We start from the raw sequence: 20,057 nt of genomic DNA on the forward strand, positions 1-20,057 counted from the left end.
TCAGCCCTTTCTGCCCACGCCACAAAGGATCAGCGACGACTCGGGGGCGTCGACGAAGTCGATCACGTCGGCCTGCTCGGGCCGCCACTCGGGCAGCCACACCAGGCCGGGGTCCACCAGCTCGAACCCCTCGAACAACTCCATGATCCTGTCACGCCCGCGCAGGGTGAGGGGAGCACTGGCGCTCCGGTAGACCTCCGTGCCCCGGTTGACGGCGGCGGCGCGGGCGTCGCTCGTGCCGTGGGACATGACCAGGTAGCTGCCGGGGGCCAGGGCGTCGCGCAGGGTCGCGATGATCTCGCCGGGCGCGTCGGACTCGGCGATGAAGTGCATGATCGCCACCAGCAGCACGCCGACCGGCCGGCTGAGGTCGAGGGCCTCCTGCACGTCGGGATGCTTGAGGATCTCGCCGGGCCTGCGGAGATCGCCCTCGACCACGGTCGTGCCGCCCTGGCCCGCCAGCAGCGCCCTGGCGTGCACCAGCACCACGGGGTCGCGGTCGACATAGACCACCCTGGCGTCGGGAACGACCTTCCCGGCCACCTCGTGCACGTTGCCCTGGGTGGGCAGGCCGGTGCCGATGTCGAGGAACTGCGTGATGCCGGCCTCGGCCAGGTGGCGCACCGCCCGGCCCAGGAACGCCCGGTTCGCCCGGGCCGCCGCGCGTAACTCGGGGGCCACCTTCAGGATCTTCTCGGCGGCCTCGCGATCGGCCGGGAAGTTGTCCTTGCCGCCGAGATAGTAGTCATAGAGCCTGGCGACGCTCGGCACCCGCGGATCGAAGCCCGGTGATTCACGCTTCAAACCGTCATCCCCCGATCACGAGTCAAACGATCTTTGCCTGGAGTCTACGGACCCGCACCGACATTCGGCCACCGGGCCCGTGGATCTAGGCTGCTGTTGTGGATGACACCGGCGTGGCCGTGAAGATTCCCGGGACCGTGCGGCGGATCGTGTCCCTGGTGCCGTCGCTGACGGAGTCGGTGGCGGCGACCGTGCCGGAGGCGCTGGTCGGGGCGACCGACTGGTGCTCGCATCCGGCGGACCTCGACGTGGTCAGGGTCAGGGGCACCAAGAACCCCGACCTCGACGCGATCAGGCGGCTGAGGCCCGACGTCGTGCTGGCCAACGCCGAGGAGAACCGGGCGCCCGACATCGAGGAGCTGCGCCGGTCGGGCGTGCCGGTGTGGGTCACGAAGATCGAGACGGTGGCGGAGTCGTTCACGTCGCTGGAGCGCATGTTCGCCCTCGCCTGCCGTACCGATCCGCCCGCCTGGCTGGCCGAGGCGCGGCAGGCGTGGCGCGCGCCCTACGAGGGCCCGCGCAGGACGGCGATCATCCCGATCTGGCGCCGCCCGTGGATGGTGGTGGGCCGCGACACCTTCACCGGTGACGTGCTCAGGCGCCTCGGCGTGGACAACCTGTACGCCGGCCACGCGGAGCGCTACCCCAAGATCCCGCTCGCCGAGCTGGCCGGGCGGGAGCCCGACCTCGTGGTCCTGCCCGACGAGCCCTACGCCTTCAGCGCGACGGACGGCCCCGAGTCGTTCCCCGGCCTCACCTGCGCCCTGGTCAGCGGCCGCCTGCTCACCTGGTACGGCCCCTCGCTCGTGGACGCGCCCGCCCTCCTGCGCCGGGCCCTGGGCTGACGGGGGGTCAGCTCACCGCGTCGGTCTTGGCGGCCAGGGCGGCGTCCACGGCGGTGGGGGAGAGCACGTGCTCCATCACGATCACCGCCATCCCGACGATCCCGGCCCGGTCGCCCAGCGAGCTGGTGACGATCTCCAGGTTCCGGGTCGTGTACGGCAGGCTGCGCCGGTAGACGATCTCCCTGATGCCCGTCAGGTAGTGCTCCCTGGTCGCCGCCATGTCCCCGGCCAGCACCAGCACGCCGGGGTTGAGCAGGCTGACCGCCGTGGCCAGCACGACGCCCAGCGTGCGCCCGGCCTCCTGGACGCGGGCGATGGCCTCGGGGTCGCCCGCCTGCACCAGGCGGACCACGTCGCGGCTGGACGCCTGGCCCAGGTCGCCGGCCAGGGCGTGGCCGCTGGCCAGCGAGGCCACGCAGCCGCGCGAGCCGCACGTGCAGACCCGGTCGTCGGTCTCCCGCAGCCGCACATGCCCGATATTTCCGGCGGCCTCCTCGACACCACGATAAATCTGACCATCGAGGACGATGCCGGTCCCGATCCCGGTGGACACCTTGATCAGGACCAGCGAGTCGGTGTCCCGCCAGAACGACCACCACTCGCCCAGCGCCATCGCGTTGGCGTCGTTCTCCACCAGGATGGGCACGTCGTACGTCTCCGCGATCGCCTCGCCCACCGGATGGTCGTCCCACCCCGGCATCAGGAACGACCTGATCACCCGCCCCGTGGTGTGGTCCACCGAGCCGGGCAGGTCCAGGCCGATCCCGCACACCTCGTCGGCCGGCCGCCCCGCCCGGTCCAGCATCCGCTGGAACGCCTGCCGCACCCACGACAGCACCGCCTCGGGCCCGAGCTCGATCCGCATCTCGGTGCTCTCCTCGGCCATCGGCCGGGCGGCCAGGTCGGTGAGCGCCACCCGCGCGTGGGTGGCGCCCAGATCGGCCACCAGCATCAGGCGCCTGCCGGCGTCCACGTCGAGCACCGAGGGCGGTCGCCCGCCCCCGGACGCGCCCACGCCGGACTCGTGGATGTAACCGGCGTCGATGAGCCGGTCGACCCGGTCGGTGATGGTGGACCGGGACAGGCCGGTGTACTCGATCAGTTCTTTGCGCGTACGGCAGGAGCCATTGCGGATGAGCTGGAGGATCTGCCCCGCCGTCAGCATGGTCTATCCCTTCTCCGCTCCCGCGGTGAGGCCCTCCGTCAGCAGGCGCTCGCTGGCGAAGAACACGATCACGATGGGCAGCGTGAGCACCACCGAACCTGCCATCAGGACCGTTGTCGGGATCTCGATGCTCCCCGCCAGCTGAGAGAGCCCCAGGGACACCGTCCAGTTCTCCCGCCTCTCCACCAGGAAGAGCAGGGCGAACAGGAACTCGTTCCACGCGATCATGAACGCGTAGAGGCCGGTGGCCATCAGCGCCGGCTTGGACAGCGGCAGCACCACGCGCCAGATGGTCGACAACCTCGTGCACCCGTCGATCGCGGCCGCTTCCTCCACGCTTTGCGGCACGGTCTCGAAGTAGTTGCGGAGCATGTATACCGTGACAGGCACCGTTTGCGCGATATACACGAGGATCAATCCGATTAGGGACCCCCGCAGCCCGATCATCGTGAAGAGCACGAAGAGCGGGATGGCCAGCACGATCGCCGGGAACAGGTAGACCGCCAGGAACAGGAAATGCACCTGACGCCGGCCGAAGAAGCGCAGCCGCGCGACCGCGTACGCGCCCGGGATCGAGATCAGCAGCGTGAACGCCACCGAGGCGACCGCGATGATCGCGCTGTTCCTGAGGAAGGTCAGGAAGCCCTGCCTGGTCAGCACGTTGACGTAGGTGTCCAGGGTGAAGCTGCGCGGCCAGAGCGAGCCGGGTTCGAGGATGAGCTCCTGGATGTCGCGTACCGACAACATCACCATGTAGAAGAACGGGAACGCGGTGATCAGGAAGAGGAACGCGATCACCAGCGGCTTGAGCACCTTGAGCAGGCCGCGCTCGAACCTATCTCTGCTCATGCTCACCTCCGGCGAAGAACCTGAGGTAGACGGCCAGGAAGACGACCAGGAAGATCGCCAGGACGATCGCCTGCGCCGCCGCCGCGCCGATGTCGTCGCGCGAGGTCAGGAAGTTGTAGACGCGCACGCTGACCACCTCGGTGCCGGCCCCGCCGCCGGTCAGCAGGTAGACGTCGTCGAACTTGGTGAAGGTGAACACGAAGCGCAGCACCGACAGCAGGGCGATGATCCGCCAGAGCTGCGGCATGATCACGTATCTGAACCGCTGGGTGGGCGTGGCGCCGTCCACCACCGCGGCCTCGTCCAGCTCCGCGGGCAGCGCCTGCAGCCGGGCCAGGATGAACAGGAACGCGAACGGGAAATACCGCCACGCCTCGAACGCGATCACCGTGAGGAGTGCCACGGGCACCTGCATGCCCAGGAACTCGCCCCTGGCCTGGGTGAGGAACGCGACCGGCTCGCGCAGCCAGGTGTTGACGATGCCGTACTGCGGGTTGAGCATCGTCTCCCACAGGAACGCCACGGCCACCACGGGGGCCACGTACGGGATCAGGATCGAGGCCCTGACCAGCGTCCGCCCCTTGAACCTGTCGCGCAGCGCCAGCGCCGTCACCAGCCCGATCACGATCGACAGCGCCGTCCCCGCGACGGTGTAGACGAGCGTGTTGACCAGCGACGTCCAGAAGCCCGGCTCGGACATCACGTACGTGAAGTTCTCCAGCGTGTAGTGCCCGAAGACGCCCACCCGCCGGATGTTGATCAGCCGGGCGTCCTGGAACGCCAGCATGATCGCCCACAGGAGCGGCAGCACCACCACGACCAGCGTGATGATCAGCGTCGGCGAGATGAGCGCCAGCCCGGCCCGCCCCTCCTGCTCCCGCAGCGTCCGGCCGCGCTTCTTCTCACGGTGCCGCGGCGGTGGCGCCGGGGGCCGGGTGCGGGTGGCGGTCACTGCCGGATCCCGCGTTTGATCGACTCCACGTCCGTCTTGGCCTGCGCGGCGGCGGCCTGCGGGGTCAGCGACCCGTCGACGACCATGCTCAGCGCCTTGGGCACGGGCAGCTCGCCCATCGTGGCGCCGACCAGCTTGCCCTGCCCCTGCGGGATGCCCCACCTGGCGAAGGTGTCGGGGCTCTTGCGCAGGGCCTCGAGCACGTCGGCCGGGTAGACGTCGGCCAGCGGCTTCTTGGAGTCGACCCCGGCGGGCAGCTTGTTCCACTTGTCCTCGAAGCCCTTGCGGGTCGGGAACTTGCCCTCCGGCGCCATCCCGATCCAGCGCTCGTAGCCCTCGTTCATCATGTACGAGACGAACTTGGTCGCCGGGTCGGCGGCGGCGTCACGGGTGATCGCCCAGGAGACGATCTCGCCGTACTGCGCGGGGGCGCTCCCGTCGGGGCCCTTCAGCGCCGTGACCACGCCGGTGTTCTTGGCCAGCCATTCGGGGTCCGCGCGGCACTCCTGGCAGCTCGGCAGGGCGTCCTTACGCAGCCCCGCCATCTCGTCGAGGATGAACGACGACCAGATCATCATGGCCGCCTTGCCCGAGAAGTAGGTGGCCCTGGTGGAGTCGACGTCCTGCTTGCCCTTGACGGAGTAGTCCTTCGCCAGCTTCGCGTAGAACTCGAAGGCCCTCGCGCACTGTGGTGAGTCAAGGGCGACATTTCCGGAATTGTCGACCAGCTGGCACCCGTTCGCCTGCGCCACGTGCTCGAAGCTCTGCGCGGTGAACGAGTCCTTCGGCGCGATCGCGAGCGTGATGCCGGCCACCCCGCCCGTGTTGAGCTTGGCGGCCGCCGCCTCCAGCGCCTCGTACGTGTCCGGGGGCCGCAGCCCGGCCTTGTCGAACAGGTCCTTGCGGTAGAGCAGGAGCTGCGCCCACCCGTCGCTGGGCACGGCCAGCAGCTTCCCGTCGGCGGTGTTGAGCTCCAGCGCCCGCGCCGAGAACGAGTCCCGGCCGAGCTGATCGACGATCTTGCCCGGCGTCTCGGTGTCGAGCAGGTCGTTGGCCTCCAGCTCCCGGATGGACGCCAGCGGCAGCGCGCCGATCACGTCGGGCAGGTCGTCCGCCGCGGCGGCCGCGGTGATCGTCTGGCTGAACTGGTCCTCGGCCACGCCGACCAGCTTCACCTTGATCCCGGTCTTCTGGGTGAACTCGGCGACGATCGTGTTCTGCACGGTCATCCGGTCCTCGAGGTTCTCCTCGGTCCAGACCGTGATCTCGTTGCTCGTGGACGACTGTTCGCCACCGCCGTCACCGCAGGCCGCCACGGAGGCGGCGGCCAGCAGTGCGACGGAGAGGACGGCGGTTACCTTCGTCGGCATGGCACGCTCCTCTGATTGGGGATATGCCGCCCTTACCCCTGGATCAGATGGCGCAACGTGCGGTAGGCGATACCGAGACCGGTCTGTACTCTCTCCGTGCTGCCGCTCCACACGGGATCCTCATGCTCCACGGAGACCACTCCGTCGTATCCGCCCTCGTAGAGCGCGTCGATCACCGCGGTCCAGTCCACCTGGCCGAGGCCGGGCACGCGGAAGCGGTACCAGCCCTTCTCGCCGCTGATGGGGCCGTGGAAGCCGTACCTGTCGATCTTGCCCGGCAGGAACTGGGTGTCCTTGGCCTGCACGTGCGCGATGTTCGGGATGTACGGGGTCAGCGCCGCGACCGGGTCGATCCCGAGCGCCACCAGATGTGAGGGGTCGTAGTTGAGCTTGAGCCCCAGCGTGAACATCCACTCCCACAGCTCGGGGGAGTAGGCCAGGTTGCCCGGATAGCCATCGGGATGCCAGCTTTTCATCACGCAGTTCTCAATGACGATCTTGACCCCCCGTTCCGTGGCGTACTCGACGAGCGGACCGAGGACATCCGTGGCCCGCTTCAGGTTCTCGCGCACCGGCAGGCCCGGGTCGCGGCCCACGAACGTGCCGACCGTGGGGCAGCCGAGCGCGGCAGCCGCGTCCACACAGGCCCTCACGTGCGCGTTCACCTGCGGCCCTTCGTGAGGGTGAAGATTGTTCTCGTAGTACGCGATCGAGGAAAGCGTCAGTCCGGTCTCCTCGAAGATTCGCCCGACTCGATCACATTCGGCGTCGTCGAAACGATCTACTCTGATGTGATTTCGGTCATCCGAAGACGGCCAACCCGCGACTTCCAGGGCCTCGAAGCCCTGGTTCGCCGCCCAATGCGCTATGTCGGTAAGGTCGCTTTCCGGAAGACACGCTGTCAGAAACCCCAATTTCATCAGTCACCTCCGACGGAAGTCGTAGACTTACGAGTGTTACCAGCGCAACTATCGTGTGCAAACAAGCACTAAATCTTTGACTTTTGTTTGATCAAAAAGCGTAAGTGTGGGGAATGCGCGTCATCACCTTCGAAGAGCCAGGCCATGTCCGCGTCAGCCTGGAGTCGCCCGCCGATCTCGGCCCGGGCACAGTGCGGGTTCGCACTCTCTATTCAGGAGTCTCAGCGGGCACCGAACTCACCGCCTATCGCGGGACCAATCCATACCTCAATCGCAAATGGGACACCGAGCGCCGGCTCTTCGTCGAGGGCCAGACCCATGCGTACCCGCTCGCGGGCTGGGGCTACCAAGAGGTCGGCGAGGTGGTGGAGGCCGCGCCCGATGTGGCCGATCCGCCGGTCGGCAGCCTGGTGTGGGGCATCTGGGGCCACCGCGCCGAGGCCGTCGTCCCGGCGGACAAGCTCGTCGGCCACGTCCTGCCGCCCGGCGCCGACCCCCTGACCGGGGTCTTCGCCCGCGTGGGCGCCATCGCGCTCAACGCGGTCCACGCCGCGGACGTGCACCTGGGCGACCAGGTCGCGATCTTCGGCCAGGGCGTCATCGGGCTGCTCGCCACCCGCCTGGCCGTGCTCAGCGGCGCCCGGGTGGTCGCCGCCGACTCCGTCCCCGACCGGCTGGAGCTGGCCAGGAAGTTCGGCGCGGCCGAGACGTTCGACGTGGCCTCCGGCTCGGTGGCCGAGTTCATGCGCAAGCGCGTCGAGGGCGCCGACACCGCCATCGAGCTCAGCGGCAGCCACCTCGGCCTGCACGAGGCGATCAGGACCGTCCGCAAGGGCGGCCGGGTCGTGGCGGCCGGGTTCTACCAGGGCGACGGCATCGGGCTGCGGCTCGGTGAGGAGTTCCACCACAACCAGGTCCAGCTCGTCTCCTCCCAGATCGGCGGCGTCGCCTCCTGGCTGGCGCACCGGTGGGACGTCGAGCGCCTGCAGCGCACCTTCATGGAGCTCGTGCACCGCGGAGAGGTCGACGCGGGTGAGCTCATCACCCACGTCATGCCCGTGGACCGGGCCGCCGACGCCTTCGACCTGCTCGACAAGCACCAGTCCGAGGTGCTCCAGCTCGTCTTCGAATTTGAGGAGTGACTGTGAAGCTCGCCGTACAGGAGCAGCTTCTGCCTGGCCGCAGCCTGCAGGAAAAGTTCTCGTTCGCGCTCGACGCCGGGTTCGACGCCATCGAGCTGCGCGGGAAGGGTGATTTCCACTTCGCCGGCCGGCTGACCGAGCTCAAGCGCGCGCTGGCCGACGGCGTGGTGATGCCGACGGTGTGCGTGGACATGCCCCACTTCATCGGCGACTTCGACCCGGCCAAGCGCAAGGACGCCATCCAGCAGCTCAGGTCGCAGCTCACGGTGATCGCCGAGCTCGGCGGCATCGGCGTCATGACCCCGGCCTCCTGGGGCCAGTTCTCCCGGCGGCTCCCGCCGTTCGAGCCCCCGCGCAGCCCCGAGGAGGACCGCGAGGTGCTGACCGAGGCGCTGGGCGTCCTCGGCGAGCACGCGCACCGCAACGGCGTGCTCATCATGCTGGAGCCGCTCAACCGCTACGAGAACCACATGGTCAACTCGCTCGCCGAGGCGGTCTCCTACTGCGCCATGGACTCGATCAGGGTCGTCGGCGACACCTACCACATGAACATCGAGGAGGACGACCCCTGCCGCTCCCTGGTGGACGCGGCCCCCTACATCGCGCACATGCAGATCAGCGAGTCCAACAGGAACCAGCCGGGCACCGGTCACCTCGACTGGGGCGCGCAGCTGGCCACCCTGGACGCCGTCGGGTACGAGGGCTACCTCGCCCTCGAATGCCGCCTGCGTGGCGAGCCCGAGATCGTCCTTCCCCAAACAGCGGCCTTCATCAGGAAATATCTATGATCCTTCGCGACGCCGTGCGCGTCCTAGTGAGCAACTGGGATGGCGCTTACACGGTTCCCTCCCGTCGCCTGTACCCCCACCAGTGGAGCTGGGACTCCGCCTTCATCGCGATCGGCAACGCCCGCTGGTCGCCGCGTAGGGCCAGGTCGGAGTTGCTGACACTGTTCGGTGCCCAGTGGGGTGACGGCAGGGTGCCGCACATCGTGTTCAACCCGGCGGTGCCGGAAGGCGCCTACTTCCCCGGTCCCGAGTTCTGGCGGACGCGGGCGCCGTCCGGGGTACAGACCTCCGGCATCGTCCAGCCTCCGGTGCACGCGCTGGCCGCGTGGCGGACGCACCTGGCCGAGCCCGATTCCGCGTTCCTGCGCCGGATCTACCCCCGGCTGGTGGCCCAGCAGGAGTTCCTGCGCGCGGCCCGGCGCTCCCCCGAGGGCCTGATCTCGATCGTGCACCCCTGGGAGTCGGGCATGGACAACAGTCCCGCCTGGGACGCGCCGCTGCGGGAGGTGAAGACGGGGGCGGCCGGCTTCGTCCGCAGGGACCTCGAGACCGTCAGCGCCGACGAGCGGCCCACCGATCGCGACTACGAGCTCTACATCGAGCTCGCCCAGACATATCGCGACTCCGGTTACCAGGAGCCTGGCGCGTTCCAGGTCGAGGATCCGCTGTTCAACGCCGCGTACGGGCTCGCCGAGGTGACGCTGGCCAAGATCGCCGAGGTGTGCGGGCTGGACCCCGAGCCGCACGAGCGCGAGGCCGCCGCGATCACCCTCGCCATGGTCGAGCACCTCTTCGACGGCCGCCTCTTCCAGGCCCGCGACGTGCACACGGGTGCGCTGATCCACTCCAGCAGCGCGGCCGGGCTGACGCCGCTCGTGCTGCCCGGCCTGCCGGACGAGGTGGCCGACGCGCTGATCACCACCGCGCTCGACCGGTTCGGGCTCAAGGACATGGTGCTGCCCAGCTACGCCCCGGACGCGGCCGAGTTCGACCCGGCCCGCTACTGGCGGGGCCCGAGCTGGATCAACCTGGGCTGGCTGGTCTGGCACGGGCTCCAGGACCGCCGCCCCGACCTGGCCAGACCGCTCGCCGACGCGATGATGCGCGCGGTGTGCCTGTCGGGCTTCCGCGAATACTTCAACCCGCTCACGCTGCGCGGTCACGGCTGCCGGGACTTCAGCTGGTCAGCCGCCCTCATCCTCGACCTGGTCGCAGAGCACAGCCTGAACGGTCTGAAGCCGTCCGGCCGCGAGGCCGGTCAGGAAACGTGGAGCCTCTGCAAAACCGATGACGTCGGTGATCACGTGCTCGCGTAGCGGCCCGCCGCGCTCCCTGAGCAGGTTGATCGTCTCGTGCGAGAGCCGCTCCCTGTCCCAGGCGTGCGCCAGGCCGCGCGGCACCCGGCCGATCTGGGCACACCGCACCGTCAGCCCGTTGTGGTGGAACTCCTCGCCGAGCCGCACCTCCTGCGCGCCCTGCGTGTAGAAGGCCAGGTCCACCAGCGTGCCCTGGGGGCGCAGCAGCCGCAGCCCGAGCGCCAGCGCCCGGGCCTGGCCGCGGCACTGGAAGACCACGTCGGCGCCGCGGTCGTTGGGACCGTGGCGCCAGCGGCGCTTGAGGGTCACGGCCGGGTCGTCGTCGGCGGCCAGCACGTTCGCGCCGAGCGCCTCGGCGATCGCGAGTCTGGCCGGGGTCTCGTCCACCACGACGACCTCGGCGGCGCCGCCGGACAGGGCGAAGCAGGCCGTCAGCAGCCCGACCACGCCCGCGCCCACGACCGCCACCCGCCGCCCGCGCACACCGTCGCCCAGCTGCCCCACGGCCGGGCCGTGCAGGTCGTGGGCCGCGTGCAGGAGGCCGTTGGCGCAGATCGGGCCCATGTGGGCGACGTAGATGCCGAGCATGGGGTCGAGGTCCTCCGGCAGCTCCACGAACCTGTCCGCCATCGGGTCGGCCACGTACGCCGTGCGGTGCCCGTAGCACATCGCGACCAGCGCGCCCTCCCTCACAGCCCGGGTCCGCGTCTCGACCACCAGGCCGACCTGCATGTAGCCGATGCCGCGCACCGGGTAGGACACCGACGGCGCGCCCTCCATGAACAGCCCGAGCGCCGGGTCCCAGGTCGCGCCGAGGTAGGGGTTGGTGCCCTTGACGTAGGTCAGCTCGGTGCCGGCGGAGACGCCGCTGTGCGTGGTGGCCACCATGAAACCGCCGTCGGGCACGTCGGGCAGCTTCTCCTCGACCAGGCACACCTCACCCGGCCCCTCGATGCTCAGGATCTCAGCCATCCAGCGTCACCGGCCTCCGTTCGGCGGCAGAGCGTGCCAGCGCCAGCGCCAGGCGGTGGGTGCGCAGCGCCTCCCCGTACGGTACGCGGACGTCGGCCGGCCTGCCCTGCACGGCGTTGATGAACTCCCGGTCCACCCGCGTCTTCGCCTGTCCGTCGTCCTCGACCACCCGCTCACCGTCCACGAGCAGCCGCGTCTCGCTGAGCTCCAGCGCGATCCCGTCGGCGCACACCTCCAGCCCCACCCGGTGCTTGTGGGCGAGCAGGCAGGAGGTGGCCAGCAGCCCGGCCGCGCCGCCGGCGAAGCGCAGCACCGCGGCCGTGGCCCGGTCCACCTCACCGTCCACGCTGTTGTCGGCGGGCACCGCATGCACCATGGACACCTCGCCCACCAGGAGCCGTGCCAGGTCCAGCACGTGGACCGCCTGCTCCACGATCTGGCCGCCGGACCGGCTCGCGTCCAGCCACCAGCCGACCGGGGGCACCTTGTCCAGCCAGTGGCCGAGCGCGAGGCGTACCGGGCGGCCGGCCAGCAGGTCACGGGCATGTGTGGCGATGTCGAGATAACGCCAATGGTGTCCGACGGCGGAGGGCAGGGATCTCCGCTCGATTTCGGACGCGATCCTTTCTGCGGTTTGGAGGTCCAGAGAAAGGGGTTTTTCCACGAAAATCGGGAGATTGCACGACAGAACATCATGTTCCGCGTTACCGTGCGCGAAAGGAGGCACACAGACGTAGACAGCATCGAGACCGCCGGCACTGAGCAGGTCGGCATGGCCGCCGTAGGCGGGGGTGCCATGCTTCGAGGCCAGCGCCTCGGCCCTGTGGGGATCGGTGTCGGCGATTCCAGCGATCGTGACATCGGGGAAACTGGACAGGACGTCGGCATGGCGAGCGGCGACATTTCCGGCACCCACGATGCCGACACGGGTCATTGGGGACACAACCCGGCATATGCCACTTCTGGGCTGAATCAAACAAACATGTTCAGGAGCCTATAGATCGGGCAGAAGCTGGGACCTCATGAGATCGGGGCTGATGCATGGAGACAGATTTGCGAGCCTTGGCCAGGGTCCAGGAGTGGTACGGCCCGCACTCGAGCACGGCAGCCGAGTGGCCGGTGGACGCCTTAATGATGGCCAAGGGAAACACCACGGTAAGCGTTGTCCTGCCCGCTCGTGACGAAGAGCGCACAGTGGGCGACATCGTCACCGTGATCCGCCGGGACCTCGTCGAGCGCAGCAGGCTCGTCGACGAGATCCTCGTGGTCGACTCCAACTCCACCGACGCCACCGCGGAACGGGCCCGGGAGGCGGGCGCGCGCGTGGTGGCGCAGGACGAGGTGCTCTCGGGCCTGCCGCCGCTCACGGGCAAGGGAGAGGCGTTGTGGAAGGGGCTGGCCGCTTCCAAGGGTGACATCGTCGCCTTCGTCGACGCCGACCTGCGCAGCTTCGGCGCGCACTACGTGTCGGGCCTGGTGGGACCACTGCTGGTGAACGGCGACACACATTTCGTCAAGGCAACCTACGAACGGCCCTACACCGGGGCGGACGGCGTCATCCAGCGCGGTGGCGGCGGGCGCGTGACCGAGCTGGTGGCCAGGCCGTTGCTCAATATGTTCTGGCCGGAACTCGCCGGCTTCGCCCAGCCGCTCGGCGGCGAGTACGCCGCCCGGCGCGAGGTCCTCGAACAGGTGCCCTTCGTCACCGAGTACGGCGTGGAGTTCGGGCTCCTCGTCGACCTCCTCCAGCTCATCGGGCTGGACGCGATGGCCCAGGTGGACCTGGGACACCGCACGCACACTCATCAGTCGATGGCCGCGCTCGGCCGGATGGCCGGGCAGATCATGCTCACCGCCTGGTCCCGCCTGGAGCGCCAGGGCCGCGTGCTGGCGTCGGAACCCCCGTCGCACACGCTGCTGCAGTACGGGCTCGAAGGACAGGCCGACCTGGTGGACGTGGCCGTGGCGGAGCGACCTCCGCTCGCCTCCCTCGTACTTGAGGAGGACGTGGCATGAAAGTCCTGGTGAACGCGGGGCCCTGGCTCGCGGTCCCGCCCCCCGGCTACGGCGGGATCGAGAACGTGGTGGCCACGCTGGTGCCCGCGCTGCGCGAGCGCGGCGTGAGCGTGGTGCTGGCCACCGTCGGCTCCAGCACGCTCGAGGTGGACGAGCTGATCAGCGCGTACGACGCCGAGCAGTTCGCGGAGCTGCAGAAGCCGTACAACCAGGTGATGGGCATCGCCCACGCGCACCTGGCCCGGGTGGTGGCCGAGCTGCGCCGGCGCGACGACATCGACCTGGTCCACGACCACGTGGAAGTGGTCGGCCCGGCGGTGCTGTCGGCGTACGGCGGGCCGCCCGTCCTGCACACCCTGCACTGGGACCTGCACAAGCACCCGGCCTTCTACGGCGCGTTCCCGTCCTCCATCGCGGTCAACGGCGTCTCGGAGTCGCAGCTCGTCCGCGCCCCCGAGGCCCTGCGGGCGGCCGCGCTCGGGGCCGTCCACCTGGCCAGCCCGCTGGCGGACCGCGACCTGCGGACGGACCAGGGCGAGCATCTGGTGGTCATGGGCCGCATCTGCGGGCTCAAGGGCCAGCACGTGGCGGCCAGGATCTGCCAGAAGCTCGGCCTGCCGCTGGTCCTGGCCGGCCCGGTGAGCGGCCGCAACACCCCCGCCGAGCTGGACGTCGTCGCCCAGGACCCGTACCACCCGCTGCACAGCCACCCCGACGTGCGCTACCACCTCGACCAGGTGGCCCGCTATCTCGACGGGGAGCTGGTCAGGTGGGTCGGGGCGGTGGGCGGTGACGCCAGGGACCACCTGTACGCCTCGGCCCGCGCGGCGCTCTTCCCCATCCAGTGGGACGAGCCGGGCGGCACGGCCGTCGTGGAGGCGCTGGCGCTCGGGGTGCCCCCGGTGGGCCTGCGCCGCGGCTGCCTCCCGGAGATCATCGACCACGGCCGCACGGGTTTCCTCGCCGACACCGAGGAGGAGCTGGCCGAGTGGGTGCTGCGGGTGCACGAGCTGGACCCGGAGGAGTGCCGCCGCGAGGCCCGCCGCCGCTTCTCGCCGTCGGTGATGGCCGACCGGTACCTGGAGCTGTACGAGCAGGTCATCCGGGGGTCAGACAGCTGAGACGGCGTCCGCGGGGCGAACCCTGAGGGCCAGGCGGGCGGGCAGGGACGTGGACAGCAGAGCCAGGCCCGCCGCCGCCACGATCACCAGCCCGTACGCCACCGGCGGCACGTACGGCGTGGCCGAGCCCGTCATCCCCGCCCCGAACGCCGCCAGCGTCACCAGGGCGATCGCCGTGCCCGCCACCGCGGCGGTCAGGACCGCGCAGAGCGTCTCCAGGCGCAGCATGCGCAGGACCTGCCGCCGGGTGGTGCCCGCCAGCCGGAGCACGGCCAGCTCCCTGGTCCGGCCCGACGTGGCCATGGCCAGCGTGTTGACCACGGCGATCGCGGTGAAGGCGATGATCAGGCCGAGCGCCACGAACGTGACCTGCGGGTCGGCGGCGGCCACCTCGGCGGCCTCGGCGCGGTCCAGGACCGGCGCGACCGCGGCCAGGTCGGCCTTCGTGAGCGTGGGCGCCGACACCAGCAGGGTGCCCGCGGGGTCGTCCACGTGGCCGGCGACGAGCTCGTACGGCAGCGTCACGTCGCCGAAGCCGAGGCCGCGGGAGTAGACGGCGGCCACCTTCAGCGTGGCGGGGGTGCCGTCGCCCAGCGTGAGGCTCACCTGGTCACCGGGCGCGAGGCCGAGGTGGCCGGCGGCGGTGCCGCTGAGCGCGACCGAGCCCGCGCCGAACCCGTCCATCGAGCCGCCGACGATCCCCAGGTCCATCGTGCGGGGGTCGTAGGTGACGGCCTGCGCGCCGTACTTGTCCAGGCCGACCCGGATCGACGTGCGCAGCACCTGCGTGACGGCCTCGACGCCGGGGATGCGGCGGACCTGCTCGGCGGAGGCGCCGGGCAGCACGTAGCCGGCGCGGGTGCCGGCGTCGGCCTGCTCCTGCGCGGCGTGGCCCAGCGTGGTCTGGGTGAACAGGATCGTGCACGTCATCGCGACCATCAGGGTGAGCGGCGACAGCAGGGAGGCCAGCGACCTGGGCGTGGCGCGCAGGTTCCGGGCGGCCAGGAAGCCGCTCGCGCCGGCGGCCCGCAGCGGGACCAGCCGCGCCGCCCTGGCGACCAGCGGGCCGAGCACGGTCATGGCGATCGTCCCGACCAGCGCGGTCAGCATGGTCACCGGCGTGGCCGCGGCCTCGGTGTCCAGCCCGGACAGGACCAGCGTGAGCACCACGCCGCCGGCGACCAGCACCGGCCCGGCCACCAGCCGCCACCACGGCAGCCGCCCGCCGTCGAGCGCGGCCTCGCCGAGCGCCTCGACCGGCCGGATCCGGGTCAGGCGGCGGGCGGAGACGCGGGCCGCGACCCAGGCGGCGCCCACCGCGGCGACCAGCGCCAGCAGCGGCGGGAACGGGCTCACGACCAGGCCCAGGTTCGCCGGGGTCGCGCCCAGCGCCACGAACGTGGCGTGCAGCCACAGGCCGAGCCCGAGGCCGGCCGCCGCGCCGGGCACCCCGGCCAGCACGCCGACCAGCAGCGCCTCGCCGCCGACCAGCTTGCGCACCTGACCGGGCGTGGCGGCCACGGCCCGCAGCAGCGCCAGCTCGCGGTGGCGCTGCTGGATCGACAGGGCGAACGTGCCCACCACGACGAGGATCGCCACCAGCAGCGAGGTGCCGGCCAGCGCCCCGCCCATGCTGATCAGCTGGACCCGCGCCTGCTCCGCGTCCAGGAACTCCAGCGTGCCGCGCGCCTCGCCGGTGTACAGCACGGCCCCTTGGGGCGCGCGGGACAGGCCGGGGAAGACGCCGGCGGCGCTGACCTGGCCGGGGTGCCCGGCCAGGCGGCGGGCCTGGGCGGGGCTGAAGAACACGGTGTCCTGGCTGGGCAGGGCCTGCGCGGTGACGCCCACGACCCGGTAGCCGCGCAGCCGCGACCCGACCTCCAGCCCGGCGCGGGCGTCCACCACCACCTCGCCGGCGGCCCGCGGCTCGCGTCCCCGCTCGATCGTGAACGGGGTGAGCGCGGCCGACTCCCAGCCGTGCCCGGTGTACTCCCCGAACGGGAAGGTCACCTCGGTGACGACCTTCGACACGCCGGGCGTGCGCCGGAGGGTCTCGACGACGGTCCCGGGCAGCCAGGCGCGCTCCGACAGCGGCTTGGCCTTGGTCTTGGTCTCGCCGTCGCCCTTGTCGATGGTCTCGCGGACGTACTGGTCGGCGGCCACGATCGCGGGGGCGCCCGCGTACCGCTCGGGGGCGACCGTGCCGCGCAGTCCCGTCTCCAGCAGCATCAGGCACGCGCACATGAGCGCGGCTGCGCACAGCAGCGCCACGAAGGCCCCGGCGAACGCGCCCTTGCGGTTCCTCAGCGTCTTCAACGCGAACGCCATCATCACTTCCACGCTCCCAGCCCGGTCATCCGCCCGGCCACCTTCTCCGCGGTCGGGCCGGTCATGGCGTCCACGATCCGGCCGTCGGCCAGGAACAGCACGGTGTCGGCGTACGAGGCCGCCACCGGGTCGTGCGTCACCATCACCACGGTCTGGCCGAGCCCGTCCACCACCTCGCGCAGCAGCCGCAGCACGTCCCTGGCGGTCATCGTGTCCAGCGCGCCGGTCGGCTCGTCACCGAAGACCACCTCGGGGGCGGTGATCAGCGCCCTGGCGATGGCCACCCGCTGCTGCTGGCCGCCGGACAGCTGCGCGGGACGGTGCCCGGAGCGGCCGTCCAGGCCCACCCGGCGCAGGATCTCCTCCAGCCGGGCCCGCTCCACGCGGACGCCGGACAGGCGGAGGGGCAGGGTGACGTTCTCGACCACGTCGAGCGCGGAGATCAGGTTGAAGGACTGGAAGACGAAGCCGACGCGCTGCCTGCGCAGCTCGGTGAGCTCGGTCTCGCCCATCCCGGACAGCTCGGTGCCGCCGAGGCGCACCGAGCCGGACGACGGCACGTCCAGCCCCGCCGCGCAGTGCAGGAACGTGCTCTTGCCCGATCCCGACGGGCCCATCACGGCGGTGAAGGAGCCGCGGGGGATGCCCACCGACACCTCGCGCAGGGCCGCCACCGCGCCCTGACCCTTCCCGTACACCTTGCTCACGGCGTCCAACCGGACTGCGTCTGTCATGTCTCCAAGCGTGCCGACCAGCGGGTACGCGCCCCAGAGACGCCGTCACCGGTGACCCATGACGTCATCATGATCCGGACACTGGTGGACAATGTGTGCGTGATTCGCGTACTCGTAGCCGAGGACCAGGCCGTCATCAGGGGCGCGCTGGCGGCCCTGCTCGACCTGGAACCGGACCTGGAGGTCGTCGCCACCGTCGAGTCGGGCGCGGCCGCCGTCGCCTCGGCCGCGGTGGAGCTGCCCGACGTCGCCGTCCTGGACATCGACATGCCGGGCGAGCTGGACGGCCTGGAGGCGGCCGCCCGCATCCATGCCCGCGTGCCCGCCTGCCGCACGCTCATGCTCACCGGGCACGGCAAGCCGGCGCACCTCAAGCGGGCGCTGGCGGCGCAGGTGGGCGGGTTCATGCTGAAGACCGCGCCGCCGGAGGAGCTGATCGGCGCGATCCGGGAGGTGGCCGGCGGCAAGCGGGTGCTCGACCGGGCGCTGGCCGTCACGGCCTGGGACCTGGCCGACAACCCGCTCACGCCGCGCGAGGCCGACGTGCTGCGGCTGGTGGCGGGGGGCGCCGACGCCCCTGACATCGCCGCGCGGCTGCACCTGACGCCGGGGACCGTGCGCAACTACCTGACGGCCATCGTGGCCAAGCTAAACGCGCGCAACCGTACCGACGCCGTCCGCATCGCCACCGAGTCCGGCTGGATCTAGGTAGGGCGCCCGGGCGTCGAGCCGGAACCAGCCGTCCTCGACGCCCGTGGCGAGCCGGCCGTCCAGGGCGGCCAGGCGGGTGGTCAGGTTGCCCAGGCCGGAGGAGCCGCGGCGGGCCTCGCCCGGGCGGGCGCCGTCGTTGCGCACGGTCAGCCGCACCAGGCCGCCGTCGGCCGCCGTCGAGATCGAGCAGTGGCGGGCGGTGCTGTGGCGCAGGACGTTCGTCACCGCCTCGCGCAGCACGGCGCTGAGCACGGTCTCGACCTCGGCCGGCAGGGGCGGGTGGGCCAGGTCGGCGGTCACCTCCACGCGGGCCGTGCGCAGGATGGACGCGGCCGACTCCGCCTCGGCCGTCAGCGACAGGTCGCGCTGCTCGCCGGAGACCGAGCGCAGGTCGTGCCCGGCGCGCTCGGCCATCTCCAGCACCTCCGCCAGCTCCGCCCCCGCCCGCTCCGGCGGGAGGCGGCGGGCGAGCTCGCACTTGAGCAGGATGGCGGCCAGGCTGTGGCCGAGCAGGTCGTGCAGGTCGCGGGCGGCCCGCAGGCGCTCCTCGACCACGGCCGAGCGGGCCAGGCCCTCCCTGGCCGCTTGGAGCTCCTTGGCGATCCGGGCCAGGCGCAGCAGGCTGTAGACGACCAGGCCGGTGACCAGGGTGCTCAGGGTGACGTTCGCTCCTTGGGGGAGGGGCAGGCCGAACAGGGCGGCGATGGCGGCGGTCGAGGCCACGACGGCGGCCACGAGCGGCCAGGCGATCAGGGGGCGGAAGGCCAGCAGCACCGGCCCGGCCAGGAAACCGCTCGCGCCCAGCCAGATCGGCCCGAACACCGGCACCGGCGCGTAGGTGAGCACGGCCATGACGGCCAGCGCCGTCATGTGGCGGCCGGTGACGGACCTGAGCTGCATCACCACGATCACGGCCAGCATCGCGGCGCCGGGCACCAGCAGGGCCGGCGGCATCCGGAGCAGCGCCTTGACGCCGAACCCGACCAGCACGGCGGCCAGCAGCAGCACGGATACGTCGGCGGGCTCGCGCTCCTCCGGGCGGCGCTGGGGCGCGGGCAGAGTGGCCTCGACGGTGTGGCGGCCCTGGTCGGACAGGCCGCTCCGGAGCCGGCCGCCCGCGGCCCGTACCTGGCGGGCGAGGTCGGCCAGGGCGTCGTCCTCGGCGGTGCGGCGGCCGTCGTCGGTGATCCGCAGGCCCACCGTGCCGGCCTCCTCGGAGGTCTCGATCACGCAGGTACGGGCGGCGCCGTGGCGTACGACGTCGGTGACGGCCTCCCGGAGCACGGCCGCGAGCAGCGCCCCCGCCGGTCCCAGCGGCTCGGTGTGCCCCGAGCGCACCTCCACGGCCACCCCCGCCGCCGCCAGCATGGCCTTGGCCGTGGTCAGCTCGGGGGCCAGCGACATCGCGCGGAAGCCGGCCGCCGCCGCGCGGGCGTCCGCCAGCGACTGCCGTGCCGTGGCCACCACCTCGCCCAGATCGGCGGTCCCCGCCCCGGCCAGGGCCCGGCGCACCCCGCCGATGACGGTGTCCAGGCCGCGCCCCAGCCCGTCGCTGAGCTCGGCCGCGATGCGCAGCCGCTCCTCGCCCACCGCCGCGGCGGCCAGCGCTAGTCGGGTGGCGTGCAGCTCGTCCACCCGTTCCACCAGCCGGATGAGGCCGGGGACGATCAGCGTCATGAGGATCGTGGTGATCGTCAGGTCGAGGGTCGTGATCACGTCGCCGCCCCGCGCGTACGCGATCACGACGGCGCCGAACACCACCCCGGGCGCCAGCGCCCACAACCGGGTCACCAGCAGCGAGCCGGCCAGGTAGCCCAGCACCACCACGGACGCCCCGGTCCCCAGCGTCACCCAGGTGACGAGCGCGGCCTGCGCGGCCAGCAACCACCACTTCCTGGCCCAGAGCGTGTAGAGGCACTGCACCGCGAAGACCAGGACCGCCCCGGCGGCGCCCGCCAGGACGTAAACGCTGGACAGGGCGGCCAGCACCGCCACCACGATCACACGGGCCAGTAACACACCCG

General features: G+C 71.3%; 17 protein-coding genes and 2 pseudogenes. 7 read left to right on the forward strand and 12 right to left on the reverse strand.

Annotated features, from left to right (window positions below; genetic code table 11):
• On the reverse strand, window positions 1-804 hold the full coding sequence (locus tag ACTWPW_RS04585; protein WP_375113158.1) for an SAM-dependent methyltransferase: 804 nt from the start codon (window positions 802-804) through the stop codon (window positions 1-3).
• Between the two features lie 98 nt (window positions 805-902).
• Here ACTWPW_RS04585 and ACTWPW_RS04590 point away from each other — a divergent pair, with 98 nt between their 5' ends.
• Window positions 903-1,649 (forward strand): helical backbone metal receptor, encoded by a 747-nt coding sequence (locus ACTWPW_RS04590; RefSeq protein ID WP_443168034.1) that lies wholly within the window; start codon window positions 903-905, stop codon window positions 1,647-1,649.
• Between the two features lie 7 nt (window positions 1,650-1,656).
• Here ACTWPW_RS04590 and ACTWPW_RS04595 read toward each other — a convergent pair whose 3' ends face one another.
• Genes ACTWPW_RS04595 through ACTWPW_RS04615 form a run of 5 tightly spaced genes read right to left on the reverse strand, consistent with a single transcriptional unit; the run spans window position 1,657 to window position 6,905 of the window.
• Window positions 1,657-2,814: an ROK family transcriptional regulator gene (locus ACTWPW_RS04595; protein ID WP_364120502.1), complete on the reverse strand. Its 1,158-nt coding sequence runs from the start codon at window positions 2,812-2,814 to the stop codon at window positions 1,657-1,659.
• 3 nt (window positions 2,815-2,817) lie between these two features.
• On the reverse strand, window positions 2,818-3,663 hold the full coding sequence (locus ACTWPW_RS04600; protein WP_375113160.1) for a carbohydrate ABC transporter permease: 846 nt from the start codon (window positions 3,661-3,663) through the stop codon (window positions 2,818-2,820).
• On the reverse strand, window positions 3,650-4,615 hold the full coding sequence (locus ACTWPW_RS04605; protein ID WP_364120496.1) for a carbohydrate ABC transporter permease: 966 nt from the start codon (window positions 4,613-4,615) through the stop codon (window positions 3,650-3,652). Before ACTWPW_RS04605 ends, ACTWPW_RS04600 begins: the two co-directional genes overlap by 14 nt.
• Window positions 4,612-5,985: an ABC transporter substrate-binding protein gene (locus ACTWPW_RS04610; protein WP_443168035.1), complete on the reverse strand. Its 1,374-nt coding sequence runs from the start codon at window positions 5,983-5,985 to the stop codon at window positions 4,612-4,614. Before ACTWPW_RS04610 ends, ACTWPW_RS04605 begins: the two co-directional genes overlap by 4 nt.
• A 32-nt stretch (window positions 5,986-6,017) precedes the next feature.
• Entirely contained in the window at window positions 6,018-6,905 is an 888-nt protein-coding gene (locus tag ACTWPW_RS04615) for a sugar phosphate isomerase/epimerase family protein (RefSeq protein ID WP_443168036.1), read from the reverse strand.
• 113 nt (window positions 6,906-7,018) lie between these two features.
• Here ACTWPW_RS04615 and ACTWPW_RS04620 point away from each other — a divergent pair, with 113 nt between their 5' ends.
• From ACTWPW_RS04620 to ACTWPW_RS04630, 3 genes and pseudogenes are all read left to right on the forward strand, one after another.
• Entirely contained in the window at window positions 7,019-8,047 is a 1,029-nt protein-coding gene (locus tag ACTWPW_RS04620; protein WP_375113163.1) for a zinc-binding dehydrogenase, read from the forward strand.
• 2 nt (window positions 8,048-8,049) lie between these two features.
• The gene (locus tag ACTWPW_RS04625; RefSeq protein ID WP_443168037.1) at window positions 8,050-8,835 is read left to right on the forward strand and encodes a sugar phosphate isomerase/epimerase family protein; all 786 of its coding nucleotides are present in this window, start codon (window positions 8,050-8,052) and stop codon (window positions 8,833-8,835) included.
• Window positions 8,832-10,010 (forward strand): annotated as a pseudogene (locus tag ACTWPW_RS04630) (MGH1-like glycoside hydrolase domain-containing protein); the annotation flags it as partial. The gene ACTWPW_RS04625 and the pseudogene ACTWPW_RS04630, both read left to right, overlap by 4 nt.
• A gap of 9 nt (window positions 10,011-10,019) precedes the next feature.
• Here the strand turns inward: ACTWPW_RS04630 and ACTWPW_RS04635 are convergent.
• The 3 genes and pseudogenes from ACTWPW_RS04635 to ACTWPW_RS04645 all read right to left on the reverse strand — a co-directional run.
• Window positions 10,020-11,123, reverse strand: coding sequence for a zinc-binding dehydrogenase (locus ACTWPW_RS04635; RefSeq protein ID WP_443168038.1), 1,104 nt, complete (start codon window positions 11,121-11,123; stop codon window positions 10,020-10,022).
• On the reverse strand, window positions 11,116-11,607 hold the full coding sequence (locus ACTWPW_RS04640) for a Gfo/Idh/MocA family protein (RefSeq protein WP_375113187.1): 492 nt from the start codon (window positions 11,605-11,607) through the stop codon (window positions 11,116-11,118). Before ACTWPW_RS04640 ends, ACTWPW_RS04635 begins: the two co-directional genes overlap by 8 nt.
• A 150-nt stretch (window positions 11,608-11,757) precedes the next feature.
• Window positions 11,758-12,057: pseudogene (locus tag ACTWPW_RS04645) on the reverse strand (Gfo/Idh/MocA family protein); the annotation flags it as partial.
• Between the two features lie 107 nt (window positions 12,058-12,164).
• Here ACTWPW_RS04645 and ACTWPW_RS04650 point away from each other — a divergent pair.
• The gene (locus tag ACTWPW_RS04650) at window positions 12,165-13,139 is read left to right on the forward strand and encodes a glucosyl-3-phosphoglycerate synthase (protein WP_375113165.1); all 975 of its coding nucleotides are present in this window, start codon (window positions 12,165-12,167) and stop codon (window positions 13,137-13,139) included.
• On the forward strand, window positions 13,136-14,260 hold the full coding sequence (locus ACTWPW_RS04655; RefSeq protein ID WP_443168039.1) for a glycosyltransferase: 1,125 nt from the start codon (window positions 13,136-13,138) through the stop codon (window positions 14,258-14,260). Before ACTWPW_RS04650 ends, ACTWPW_RS04655 begins: the two co-directional genes overlap by 4 nt.
• On the opposite strand, the gene ACTWPW_RS04660 is transcribed toward ACTWPW_RS04655, so the two are convergent.
• Window positions 14,249-16,591 carry an FtsX-like permease family protein gene (locus ACTWPW_RS04660; protein ID WP_443168153.1) on the reverse strand — a complete coding sequence of 781 codons (2,343 nt, stop codon included), beginning with the start codon at window positions 16,589-16,591 and terminating at the stop codon, window positions 14,249-14,251. The genes ACTWPW_RS04655 and ACTWPW_RS04660 overlap by 12 nt on opposite strands.
• On the reverse strand, window positions 16,591-17,322 hold the full coding sequence (locus tag ACTWPW_RS04665; protein ID WP_443168040.1) for an ABC transporter ATP-binding protein: 732 nt from the start codon (window positions 17,320-17,322) through the stop codon (window positions 16,591-16,593). Before ACTWPW_RS04665 ends, ACTWPW_RS04660 begins: the two co-directional genes overlap by 1 nt.
• Before the next feature lie 99 nt (window positions 17,323-17,421).
• Between ACTWPW_RS04665 and ACTWPW_RS04670 the strand changes: the two genes are divergently transcribed.
• Window positions 17,422-18,030 (forward strand): response regulator transcription factor, encoded by a 609-nt coding sequence (locus ACTWPW_RS04670; RefSeq protein ID WP_375113168.1) that lies wholly within the window; start codon window positions 17,422-17,424, stop codon window positions 18,028-18,030.
• Here ACTWPW_RS04670 and ACTWPW_RS04675 read toward each other — a convergent pair.
• Window positions 17,971-20,052 (reverse strand): sensor histidine kinase, encoded by a 2,082-nt coding sequence (locus ACTWPW_RS04675; RefSeq protein WP_443168041.1) that lies wholly within the window; start codon window positions 20,050-20,052, stop codon window positions 17,971-17,973. The genes ACTWPW_RS04670 and ACTWPW_RS04675 overlap by 60 nt on opposite strands.
• Window positions 20,053-20,057: the final 5 nt, after the last annotated feature.

It is taken from the genome of Nonomuraea sp. KM90 (assembly GCF_052246675.1).
Classification (GTDB): domain Bacteria; phylum Actinomycetota; class Actinomycetes; order Streptosporangiales; family Streptosporangiaceae; genus Nonomuraea.

What these genes read in the sequence shown, in the direction of transcription:
- ACTWPW_RS04595 (WP_364120502.1), bottom strand. Translation starts at nt 2,814, where the DNA reads ATGCTGACGGCGGGGCAGATCCTCCAGCTCATCCGCAATGGCTCCTGC.
- ACTWPW_RS04600 (WP_375113160.1), bottom strand. Translation starts at nt 3,663, where the DNA reads ATGAGCAGAGATAGGTTCGAGCGCGGCCTGCTCAAGGTGCTCAAGCCG.
- ACTWPW_RS04610 (WP_443168035.1), bottom strand. Translation starts at nt 5,985, where the DNA reads ATGCCGACGAAGGTAACCGCCGTCCTCTCCGTCGCACTGCTGGCCGCC.
- ACTWPW_RS04615 (WP_443168036.1), bottom strand. Translation starts at nt 6,905, where the DNA reads ATGAAATTGGGGTTTCTGACAGCGTGTCTTCCGGAAAGCGACCTTACC.
- ACTWPW_RS04620 (WP_375113163.1), top strand. Translation starts at nt 7,019, where the DNA reads ATGCGCGTCATCACCTTCGAAGAGCCAGGCCATGTCCGCGTCAGCCTG.
- ACTWPW_RS04635 (WP_443168038.1), bottom strand. Translation starts at nt 11,123, where the DNA reads ATGGCTGAGATCCTGAGCATCGAGGGGCCGGGTGAGGTGTGCCTGGTC.
- ACTWPW_RS04650 (WP_375113165.1), top strand. Translation starts at nt 12,165, where the DNA reads ATGGAGACAGATTTGCGAGCCTTGGCCAGGGTCCAGGAGTGGTACGGC.
- ACTWPW_RS04655 (WP_443168039.1), top strand. Translation starts at nt 13,136, where the DNA reads ATGAAAGTCCTGGTGAACGCGGGGCCCTGGCTCGCGGTCCCGCCCCCC.
- ACTWPW_RS04660 (WP_443168153.1), bottom strand. Translation starts at nt 16,591, where the DNA reads ATGATGGCGTTCGCGTTGAAGACGCTGAGGAACCGCAAGGGCGCGTTC.
- ACTWPW_RS04665 (WP_443168040.1), bottom strand. Translation starts at nt 17,322, where the DNA reads ATGACAGACGCAGTCCGGTTGGACGCCGTGAGCAAGGTGTACGGGAAG.